The sequence below is a fragment of the Campylobacter sp. 107 genome, from assembly GCF_002383835.1.
Lineage (GTDB): Bacteria > Campylobacterota > Campylobacteria > Campylobacterales > Campylobacteraceae > Campylobacter_D > Campylobacter_D jejuni.
In genome coordinates, this window is record NZ_NXBA01000082.1 from 1 (window position 1) to 11,297 (window position 11,297).

Annotated in this window: 7 protein-coding genes and 3 pseudogenes; 1 reads left to right on the plus strand and 9 read right to left on the minus strand. The window is 28.8% G+C overall.

The window, feature by feature from the left end:
- The 9 genes and pseudogenes from BGS40_RS08970 to BGS40_RS09010 all read right to left on the minus strand — a co-directional run.
- Positions 1-746: pseudogene (locus BGS40_RS08970) on the minus strand (DUF2972 domain-containing protein); the annotation flags it as partial.
- 12 nt (positions 747-758) lie between these two features.
- Complete coding sequence (hddC, locus tag BGS40_RS08975) at positions 759-1,433, minus strand: D-glycero-D-manno-heptose 1-phosphate guanosyltransferase (protein WP_044306238.1); 675 nt, start codon at positions 1,431-1,433, stop codon at positions 759-761.
- On the minus strand, positions 1,421-2,026 hold the full coding sequence (gmhA2, locus tag BGS40_RS08980) for a D-sedoheptulose 7-phosphate isomerase (RefSeq protein WP_052779863.1): 606 nt from the start codon (positions 2,024-2,026) through the stop codon (positions 1,421-1,423). The genes hddC and gmhA2 overlap by 13 nt, the downstream gene beginning before the upstream one ends.
- Positions 2,014-3,033, minus strand: coding sequence for a D-glycero-D-manno-heptose 7-phosphate kinase (gene hddA / locus BGS40_RS08985; protein WP_096738639.1), 1,020 nt, complete (start codon positions 3,031-3,033; stop codon positions 2,014-2,016). Before hddA ends, gmhA2 begins: the two co-directional genes overlap by 13 nt.
- A 75-nt stretch (positions 3,034-3,108) precedes the next feature.
- Positions 3,109-4,047, minus strand: coding sequence for an NAD-dependent epimerase/dehydratase (locus BGS40_RS08990; protein ID WP_002858841.1), 939 nt, complete (start codon positions 4,045-4,047; stop codon positions 3,109-3,111).
- A gap of 23 nt (positions 4,048-4,070) precedes the next feature.
- A pseudogene (locus BGS40_RS08995) lies at positions 4,071-5,106 on the minus strand (GDP-mannose 4,6-dehydratase).
- A gap of 8 nt (positions 5,107-5,114) precedes the next feature.
- Entirely contained in the window at positions 5,115-6,155 is a 1,041-nt protein-coding gene (locus BGS40_RS09000; protein ID WP_096738640.1) for an NAD-dependent epimerase/dehydratase family protein, read from the minus strand.
- Entirely contained in the window at positions 6,155-6,700 is a 546-nt protein-coding gene (locus BGS40_RS09005; RefSeq protein ID WP_002858844.1) for a dTDP-4-dehydrorhamnose 3,5-epimerase family protein, read from the minus strand. Before BGS40_RS09005 ends, BGS40_RS09000 begins: the two co-directional genes overlap by 1 nt.
- Positions 6,700-10,425 (minus strand): glycosyltransferase, encoded by a 3,726-nt coding sequence (locus BGS40_RS09010; RefSeq protein WP_096738641.1) that lies wholly within the window; start codon positions 10,423-10,425, stop codon positions 6,700-6,702. Before BGS40_RS09010 ends, BGS40_RS09005 begins: the two co-directional genes overlap by 1 nt.
- Positions 10,426-10,551: 126 nt before the next feature.
- Here BGS40_RS09010 and BGS40_RS09015 point away from each other — a divergent pair.
- Positions 10,552-11,297: pseudogene (locus BGS40_RS09015) on the plus strand (DUF2972 domain-containing protein); the annotation flags it as partial.

The window sequence follows — 11,297 nt, forward strand, 5'->3', positions numbered from 1 at the left end:
AGCCACACAAACTCATAGTTATCTGGTAAAGGCAAATTCATCTCCCAAGCAAGTTCAGCAGGTATGTTATGATAATTGATTTTTTCATTTTTATCATTTAATTTCTTAGGATCAAGTAATGAAGGATAAGGATGGTTTTCTTTTTTGTATCTTTCTTTGAAATCATCTGATAATAACCATTCTTCTATAAGATCAAAATTTTGTATAAAATAATTAAAATTATGAAAGATATTATCCAATATTGCTCTATAATCTTGATGAATTTTTAATATATTTTTTATTCTTGAAAATTCTTTTAAAAATAATTGTTTATTATCTATCAAACCTTCAAGGATGCTAGAGTTAATCTGATCAAATTCTTTAAAAATTTCTCTAAAAATTTGAAATTCTTTATTTGCTTTTTTAATATTATTTTTTAATTTAAATCCAGATCCCTTATACCAATTCTGATAAGCTTTGATTAAAACTTCACCTAGCATATAAGACAAATGAAATTTATATTTTAAAGCTTGCTCATAATCACTACATGCTTCTAAACTTGGATATTTGAGTTGAGGAAAAACTTGTATGGTTTGTTGATAAATTTTTTGTTCTTTTTTGTGTTGTTTTTTAATTTTATAAAGTTTTTTAAATAATGCTATATACCCCCCCCCACTACTACTGTTTGCAAAATCAATCATAGCTTGACCTAGTTTGTAAGCAAGATGATTTTTTACTCTTTCTATAGCTGAGTTTGGGTTATGCATAGAGTTTCTCCTTTAAAAATGGCTTTGGTTGGTTATAAAATTATAATAATCCTCGGGCACACCAATATCTATAAAATAATCATCAAAAATTTCAGCCCTAGCCTTTAATTTTATATAATTTTCTTGTAAAAATTCTTCAAAAGAAAATTTTTTCTCTAAATCAAATTTATCAAAAATATCTTTTTTTAGTAAGTATATACCACCATTGATTAAACCTTGTTTTTTAAATACCTTTTCCTCAAAAGAAATTACAAGACATTGTTCATCAACATTTACTGTGCCATATCTATCAAAATCATTCATTTGTTTTAAAGCAAGGCAAATTTTACTTCTATTTAGCTTTAATTTGCTTAAATCTATGCCAAAAAAAGTATCGCCATTTAAAACATAAGCCTCGTTTTTTATAATTTTCAAAGCCTCTTTTATAGCTCCACCCGTTCCTAGAGGCTCTTTTTCTATACTGTATTTTATTTTTATGCCTAAAAACTCATCTTTAAAATACTCTTTTATCACTTCATATTTGTATGATACCGCTAAGATAACTTCTTTTATGCCTTGCTTTTTAAGATACTCAAAAATAAATTCTAAAAAAGGCTTATCATTTATCGGTGCCATAGGCTTTGGAATGTCTTTTATAACACTTTTAAGCCTTGTTCCTAAGCCGCCACAAAGTATTATTGCTTGCAAGAAAAACCTTTGCCAAAAAGCTCTTCTTCAACGATAGCACAAATAATATGTCCTATTAAAATATGTGCTTCTTGAATTCTTGGTGTGCAAGTTGAAGGTACTTTTATACAATAATCACAAAGCTCATTCATAGCCCCGCCATTAGCTCCGCTTAAGCCTATGCTTATGATTTCTTTTTGCTTGCAAAGCTCTAAAGCCTTTAAAATATTTTTACTATTTCCACTTGTAGAAATTCCTATAAAAACATCTCCTTTAACACCCTGCGCTTGCACTTGTCTTGCAAATAAATTTTCATAACCATAATCATTGCTAATAGCAGTTAATATACTCGTGTCCGTTGAAAGTGCAATACTTGCGATACCAGGTCTATCAAAATAAAACCTACTTACAAATTCCCCTGCGATATGCTGTGCATCTGCAGCACTGCCACCATTTCCTGCAAGTAAAGTTTTGTTACCATTTTTATAAGCTTTTATGACTTCTAATGAAGCATTTTTAATAAGAGTTATCAAATTCTCATCTTTTAAAATTTGCTCTTTTACTAAAATTGATTCTTGAAAATGTTCTTTTATATAAGAATTTAAATTCTCCATGATTTAACCCCCTCTTTTGTAAATGAAAAATCTTGCACATAACCTTGCTCTTTGCTTAAAGCTTTGATTAAGTTGTATTTTTTTGTAGGATCCACAAAGAAAAACATAAATCCACCTGCTCCTGCTCCACTAGTTTTGCCACTATAAGCTCCATTATCTATAGCTAGTTTATAAATTCTTTCAAGCTCATCATTACTAACGATTTCTGAAATGATTTTTTTTGACTGCCAAGACTTGCCTAAAATTTTCGCCAAAGTATCAAAATCCGCCTTAAATAAAGCTTCTTTCATCTTTATAGCATCTTGTTTTATAGCGTGCATAGCTTCAAGGGATTTTTCATCTCCGAGCTTTCCTTTTTTATGCTCTTCTATATCTTTTGCTTCTCTTGTGATATTTGTAAAATAAAGCACAATTCTAGCTTCAAGCTCACTAGCTATCCAGTTTTTAATACGCAAAGGATTAACAATGACTCTTTTATTATTATAAAATTCCATAAAATTAAAGCCACCAAAAGTTGCGGCGTATTGATCTTGTGCTCCGCCTACTATGCCTAAATCTTCTCTTTCTATCTCATAAGCAAGCTTAGCGATTTCATATTCTCCTAAAGGTAGATTAAGCCATTCTGCAAAGGCTTTTATAACCCCTACAACCAAAGTTGAGCTTCCGCCCAAACCACTACCACTTGGTACATCTGAGTATGTATGCAAAGAAAAACTTAAAGGTTTTTTTGTAAAATCTTTTACAATGCGATTATAAATACTTTTAAAAATATCTAATTTTCCATCATTTCCTAAGAATTCTTTGCTTTCATACTCACAATGAGAATTTGTATCAGGGGAATCAAAAATGATTCTCCTATCTTCTCTTTCGATCAAAGTGCAATGTATATATAAAGATATAGTCGCATTTAAAACATAACCTGTGTATTTATCACAATATAAATTTATATCAGTTCCCCCGCCTGCTAAACCAAGGCGAAGAGGAGTTTGCGTGCGTATAGTTTTCATTGAATTACTACTTATTTTGCTATAATTTATTATAAAAATTATAGCAAAATATACTTAACTTCTATATAATATTATTTAAACATTTGCAAAGCGATTAACTTTCATCATTTTAAACGCTCTTAAAAGTTCTTCAATGCCATCTTCTAAAGTATTATCTGGTTTCCAACCTGTAGCCTCTAATTTAGCATTTGAAACCAAATAATCTCTTTTATCCGGATCTTCGCCTATGCTGGCTGAATGGATATAAAAATCAGGAATATACTTTTTAATCGTTTCAGCAAGCTGTCTTTTAGTCAAATTTGCAGAACTTAATCCCATATTATAAGCCTGACCCTTCATCTTATCATAATTCTCAATTCCATGAATAAATCCTTTAACCACATCGCGAACATGAATATAATTGCGTCTAAAATGCTCTTCAAAAAGCACTATAAATTTATCTTTATATGCACGATAGGTAAAATCATTAACAAGTAAATCAAGTCTCATTCTAGGTGAAATTCCAAAAACAGTAGCCAAACGAAAAGTTACACAATTTCCTTTATCAAGCAAATATTGCTCCGCGTGCACTTTATCGATCCCATATTCTGAGATAGGACGCAAGGGAGATTCTTCAGTGCACATTGCATCTTTTTCTCCTATACCATAACCGCTATTTGTATTGGGATAAATAAATATTTGAGAGGGACTTGCAAAATCACTTATCATTTTTACAGCTTCATAATTGATCATTTTAGCTAATTTTGGATTTCTTTTACAAAGTGGAGCTCCAACCAAAGCAGCTAGGGGAATAATAATATCAGCTTTTGCTACCTCTTGCTTAATGAGATTTTCATCCATAGCGTCACCATTTATAAAAGTAAAATTTTTATTATGAGAACAAGATAAAAGAGAGATTTGATCAAACATCAAATTATCAATCACACAAACTTCATAACCTTTTTCAAGTAAAATCGGTGTTAAAACCGAACCTATATAACCTGCACCACCTGTAATTAAAACTTTTTTTGACATATTTTTCCTTTAAATCGATGGTTTTATCGATTTAAAGGAATTCTGCCTCTCTTAATTTCATTTCTCCAATGATTTAGCAAATCTTTAAGCATTTGTCTAACAGGAATTTCAGCTTTCCAATCGATAAAACTCTTTATTTTACTATTATCAAACATTTGATAGTCAGCATCAATAGGACGCATCCTATCTTCAACTTGTCTTACCTCAATACCCCCCCTCCATATCACTAAAATTTAGCAATATATCTATAACTTCAGGAAGTTTAAAAGCCTCTTCTCCTGCTATATTAAAAGCTTCTCCGCAAGGAATATTACCCTTTTGACTCTCAAGAGAAAGTAGATAATAAGCCCTTATAGCATCACGACAATCTTGAAAGGTTCTTACACTCGAAAGATTTCCAACCTTGATAACAGGCTCTTGATAACCCGCTTCAATTAAAGCAATTTGTTTTGCAACTGTGCTTTCAAAAAACACATCGCTTCTTCTTGGGCCACTATGCGTTCCCATTCTTGTAACAAAAGTGCGAATGTTATAAGCTTCGCCATAAAATCTTCCCAAATAATCAGTGCCAATTTTGCTTATACTATAAGGACTTGCACCGTGAAAAGCTGTTTCTTCATTAAGTTTAACACCTGTTTTTGCTTTACCATAAACTTCACTTGAAGAGCAGATATGTACTACAGGGTCATATCCATCTTTTGCCTTTAAAATTCTAATGTTTTCCAAAATATTTGCTGTTCCTATGATATTTGTTTGTAATGTTTCTATAGGTATATCAAAAGAAGTTTTTGGATAAGATTGAGCTGCTAGGTGAAAAATCACATCAGGCCTTTGACTCTCGAAAAGTTTTTGAAGACTAGAGCAATCATTTAAATCTGCATCAAAAATACTGATTCTATCTTTTTTATTAATCCTATCGCTTAAATGATAGATATTGTCCATAGGTTCTTGCCAACGCATCATACCTATAACATCATAGTCTGTGTTTTCTAGCAAGAAATCTGCCATTTGTGAGCCAACTTGCCCTGTAAATCCTGTAATTAATGCTGTTTTTTTCATGATTTATCCTATTGTCTTATATTTTGCTCTTTTAAATACCATTCATACATCATTTTAATGCCGTCTTCAAGCTTGATTTTTGCCTTCCAACCTAAATTTTGCAATCTTGAACTATCTAACATTCTATCCATTGTAGAATCTGGTTTTGAATTGTTAAACATAATTTCACCCTTAAATCCAACAATATTTTTAATCAAACAAGCAAGTTCTTTTATGCTTAAAAATTCCCCACTTCCTACATTAAGATGCGGTTCATTAGATGAAACAATATCTTTAAAATCTATATTTTTCATCACATAAATAGAAGCATCGACTAAATCTTTTGCATGAATAAATTCCCTAATTACACTACCACTACCCCAAATTTCTACGCTATCTTTACTTACACCAAATTTTTGTAAATATTCCATTGCTTGCTCTAAGAAATTCATTTGCAAATCCTTCAAAACCTCATCAATTTTATTTTCATCTAAAAGCTTTGCTAAATGAAATTTGCGAAGCAAAGCCGGTAAAACTTTTGCTTTTTGTAAATCAAACTCGGTTGTTTCTCCATACAAATTTGCAAGATACAAAGTGATAAAATTTGTTCCATATTGCAAATTATAACTTTCGCACATTTTTGTTCCTATGATTTTTGGTAAACCATATGCAACGGCTTTTAAATCTAGCTTTCCATCTAATAAATTCTCTTCTTTAATGGGATTTATAGCTTTTTGAGGGTAAGCCCAAGCAGAACCGTAAAAAATTAGCTTTTTAACATTATTTTGATAAGATGAATGAATAATATTTGCTTGAAGTACGCTATTTTCATAAATTACATCGGCTGGAGTAAAAAGCCCTAAGGTATCAAGCTTGGCAGCACATAAAAAAACATATTCTGGTTTTTCTTTTGCGAAAAAATCAGTCACAGCTTTTTGATCTACTAAATCTAATTCTTTTCTTGTTTTTACGATAATATTATTAAAACCCTCATCTATAAGTGTATTATAAAGAGTTTTTCCCAAAGTGCCGCCATGCCCTGCTATATAAATTTTAGAATCTTTTTGCATCATTTATCCTTACTCATCGCTAAAATATCACGCTCTGAAAGGATAGGAGAATTTGTTGGCCAATCTATACCAATTCTTTCATCATTCCATGCATAAGTAAATTGATCATGTGCATCCATATATTCTCCTAAATAAGCACATTTATAGTAATACACTGCACTTTCACTGCTAACATAATGAGCATTTCCAAAACCTGCTGGAACTAAAATGATTTGCTGATTATCTTGATTTATGATGAATCTTTCATGCTTCAAATAAGTTGGTGAATCTTTTCTGCAATCAACCACAACTTGATGCACTTCTCCATAAACACAAGTGGCAAGCTTATAAGTTTTTACATCGCCATGGATACCGCGGATAACATTATGTTTAGAATGTATGAATTTATCGTGTATAAATTTTAATCCATTTGGCAAGAGTTTATCTATGGCTTCACTTGTAAAAGCTGTCCAAATTTCACCCCTTAAATCTCTAAATTTGTTAGGAGTTATAATATACACTCCTTTTAAAATTTTTGATTCTTGTATATCAAATTCTATTGCCATTATTTTCCTTTTTTGTATTTAAAATTCTTATAAAGCATGTATATTTTATAAGGCAAAATAAAATAAGCTCCTTTATATCTGTTTTGATGAGCTTTAAGTATCAAATCTCCTAATTGATAAGAAAGATGTTTTTTACATTCTAGAGATTCATAATAATCTGAGCAAGATTTTAAGTCTAAATTTCCAATAGGATGTTCTCTAAGAAGTTTATTTTGTTTTTTTTCTCTATATAAAATCTGAAATGTTTTTATAATTTCCATTTTAATCAAAGCATTCCCTAATTGATATCTGATATCTGATTTAACATAGCCTACAGCACTAAAACAATCATTAGTTAAATATCTCAATAATAAGTCTTTTTCAGTATTGTTTTTATTTTTTAGCAAGATCAATTTTAAATATTGAGCCCTTTTGAGGTCGCCTAAAAAACTAGAAATTTTAAATCCTACGATAAAAATATATGGATATTTTTCATCATTGAAATTAATATAATCTTGATAACAGTCATTAAAAGCTCCTAAAGAATGTGATAATAAGGTTTGAAAAAAAGACTCATAACGGTTTTCCAAAATTATTTTAATATTTTCATTAATCTGATTATAATCTTGTTGCATAAATAAACATTGCATTTTATAAATTCTATATCCATCATTATCATTGTCTAATTTTAAAGCCTCATCAAGATATTTAATTTGATTTTCTAATGGCAAATTTAATTCTCTTGAAAGTTGAAATAATCGAAATGAAGACATAGCTTTTTGCAAAAAATGTAAAGACAATTTATTCATATTTTGAATTATCAATTTCAATTGCTCATCTTTTGAAAAAATATCATGAAAAGATATTAACTTATTGCTTCCAGAAATCATCATTGCTAATTTTGAGAAAACTGATTCTTTGGCTGAATAAATTTTTTCGGCTTTGGACATAAAATTAATTTCAAAAAAGGCTCTTTGCATTTCAGTATAATTAGGATCTATAAATGAACTGATATCAAGAATTTTTAAATGATTATATTGTTTAAAAGATTTTAGATAATCAACCAATTCTTTATTAGCATTTAAATCTTGCCCAAAGACTACAATATTATTATTTTTATCCAATTCTTTTATAGCAATCTCTAAAGCAATCTCATAAGGAAAAAGCCTTTCTATAACAGGAGTAAAACTAGGAGCTTTTCTTATGTTTGAAAAAATAATATCCCCGCCTCTAATATGCAAAGCAATAAATTTGGCTTGTAATTTCGCAATATCATCTTGAACCTTAATTAAAATATCTTGATATTGTTTTGAAAAATTAATTGTAGTATAAATCTGTTGTATTTCATGTAAGCACTCACTCTCTTTACAATCTTCGATCCATAAGTTTGGCAAAATATCTGTAGAATACCACCCCCATTCCTTTTCAAAATTTTCTTGATCTGTCAGATACTCAAAAGTTCTTTTATCTTTTCTTATAGCATTACCATGGCTATATTCTAGTCCTTCTGATGGTAACAAATATTGCTCAATAAAACTTTCACCAAATACAATATCAACCTCATCCATACAATTGCCTAAGTAATTCAATTTTTCATCTTTGCAAGATTGTGTAATCCCCATGAAAGCCAAATCTATAGAGTTATGCCACAAAAATCCGAATTCGAAATTCATTTTTTTAGCTAAATACATACCTACTAAAATGCTAGCTATTCTCATACCTAATCCATCTGGTTTAGAAGATATAATATAACCTTTTTTTCTTTTTTTAAATACTTCAACTTTACTCAAACTAAGAACCTTTCTTTCTAAAAGTATTTTTATATATCTTGCTTCAACTCTATTAGATATAACAACATCACATTCAAAATTATTATATTTCCATATATAAAAATTTTGAGGAATAAGTGTCCATTGTGTATTATCGATTGAAACATAAATTTTGATATCACGCATACTAGATCTTAAAAAAGTATTCTTAACATTTAAAATCCTAATTTTCTCCAAAAAATAAGTATCAAGTAAATCAACAATCCACCAAGACCATCGATCTTTAGAAGTGCAAAAAGCATAATCACAAATTATATCAGTGTTTATAGCTCTAGAAGCATCATTAAATTTGGAATAAATACTTAAAGAACTTTGCATAGCTTTTTTATATTTAGAAATATTAAGCAAAGTATGATCAGGAAGAATAAAATAAGGTTTATGAGCAACTTGTTTTTTATAGTCGGGCTTCTTTGTTTTCTTTTTTTTGTATATCGCATACCAAGCAAAAGGTAAAATCAAAGGTTTGCCTAAATACCATTGTTTTATAGACTTAATTAAAGCTTCGCCAATAAGATAAGAAAGATGATTTTTAACCCGATTCACATCATTAAAATCAGGATATTCATCTAATTTAGGTAGCTTTTTTTTATTTTTTTCCATTTTAAATTTAATAAATTCTAAAATTAATCTAAAAGGAATTAAATAAAAATTATAAATTTTAACACGAGTAAGAACATAACCTATTCTATAAGAAAGTTGTTTTTGGATTCTATATCTTACTAAACCATATTTACAAAAAAAGTCAAATTCGGGATAGCGTTTATGATTGCATTCGTAAATGGGCTTATGCTCTCTAAAAAGCTCTTTGATTCTTCTAGGATCATGTTTTAACTCCACAAAATCAAAATACCAAAAATATAAAAACATAAAAAACGCCTCTTCTAGCAATTTCCCTTTTTCTTTATCATACTCCTTGGCAATAAATTCCCTAATATGCCAAGCATTTAAAAAAATACTGCTTTTTGCATGATATTCTTTAGCTGCTTTAACATCACCATCAAAAACATCACACAAATGTTCAATATAGGGGGTAATATTAGCCTTAGTAGTTATTTTATCATAAGAAGCAGTAGAAGCTGAACGTATACGATAATAATATAAAACTTTTGGAAATACATATATATGCTTAGCTTGAGCAAAAAGCAACATCCCAAAATGTACATCCTCATGAATTAAGCCATCTAAAAATTTTAATTTTATTTTCTGCAAATAAGCAAAAGAATATATACCCCCACACACACACCAAAAAGGAAGGTCGGCTTGAATTTTTAAACATCTCTCAAGCCATTGCATGGATGTAATTTTCTCTGGTTTATAATATTCATAAATTTGCATTTGAGATTTTGTTAAATTTGTTTTATGTTTATAATGTTTTTCTTCAATATTATCATAAAACATCTGATAGTCAAACCAAACTATATCCATATTATCTGATCTTTTAATACATTCTTCAATGCAATCTAATGTCCAATAATCATCAGGATCTAAAAATACAATAAAATCAATGTTTGGATTTTTAAAATTGATCGCTTCTTTCTTATTTGCAAAATAATTAGAACTTTTGTAAATTTTGCGAATAGCACGAGAATTATTATTTTTTATAGAAAATTCTACCAACTGATGCTTGTCAACTTGCAGTTCTTCGTTAATGATATTAAAACAAAAATCACCAGAAAAATATTCTATACCTACATTTCTTGCGGTACTTTGTCCACCATTCTCCTTATCAAAAAGTATAAATCTTTCATCTTTTAAAGTATATTCTTTTGCAATATTGAGTGAGTTTTCATCAGTACTTCCATCATTTACAAGTACAACTTGTAAATTTTTATAAGTTTGATTGACAACACTATCTAAACATTCTCTTAAATATTTTTCTACATTATAGATTGGGATAACTACGCCTACGATTTTCATTTTTTAATATCCTAGCTGCATATAACAAAAACTAAATTTCATTTCTTTTAGTTTTTATTATATAATTATAATGTATAATAATAGCTTATTTTTGTATTAAAAATAAATTTTTACAAGGAATCTTTTATGCATAATCCAAACTCAGCTATAGAAAGAGTAAAAAATCATCTTGCTTACAAACTAGGTCAAGCTATGATTGATTTTGCAAACAGTAGTAGTGGGGGGGGGTATATAGCATTATTTAAAAAACTTTATAAAATTAAAAAACAACACAAAAAAGAACAAAAAATTTATCAACAAACCATACAAGTTTTTCCTCAACTCAAATATCCAAGTTTAGAAGCATGTAGTGATTATGAGCAAGCTTTAAAATATAAATTTCATTTGTCTTATATGCTAGGTGAAGTTTTAATCAAAGCTTATCAGAATTGGTATAAGGGATCTGGATTTAAATTAAAAAATAATATTAAAAAAGCAAATAAAGAATTTCAAATTTTTAGAGAAATTTTTAAAGAATTTGATCAGATTAACTCTAGCATCCTTGAAGGTTTGATAGATAATAAACAATTATTTTTAAAAGAATTTTCAAGAATAAAAAATATATTAAAAATTCATCAAGATTATAGAGCAATATTGGATAATATCTTTCATAATTTTAATTATTTTATACAAAATTTTGATCTTATAGAAGAATGGTTATTATCAGATGATTTCAAAGAAAGATACAAAAAAGAAAACCATCCTTATCCTTCATTACTTGATCCTAAGAAATTAAATGATAAAAATGAAAAAATCAATTATCATAACATACCTGCTGAACTTGCTTGGGAGATGAATTTGCCTTTACCAGATAACTATGAGTTTGTGTGGCT